The following is a 281-nucleotide window of genomic DNA, read 5'->3' on the forward strand; positions in this document are numbered from 1 at the left end:
TGCACCATTACTTTGAAAGTCTTGTAACATCATCGCGTGAGCTTTCTGTGCGCCGGCTTCTATCCCTTGTTGTGCGGCATCCTTCATTGCCTGCGCAAGTACAGCGTCACCATTTCCCGTCACCGTAATATGATTAACGACCGTCATTTGTACACCACTCGCACGGGCTAACGTCGGTTGCGGTGTAACGGGTATTCGCCCTGCGACCGCCCCCACAAAGCCACCTGAAGCATAACCTTGCGCCGCATGCATTAAGCGATAGAGATTACCTACACCTAATC

At 52.0% G+C, this 281-nt stretch carries 1 protein-coding gene; it reads right to left on the minus strand.

Features of this window, described 5'->3' with window-relative positions; translation table 11 throughout:
- A partial coding sequence (locus ACNART_RS18005; protein WP_416303698.1) for a hypothetical protein occupies nt 1-281 on the minus strand: 281 nt, incomplete at both ends.

The sequence above is a fragment of the Proteus sp. LHD240705 genome, assembly GCF_047921555.1.
In the GTDB taxonomy this organism is placed as follows: Bacteria; Pseudomonadota; Gammaproteobacteria; order Enterobacterales; family Enterobacteriaceae; genus Proteus.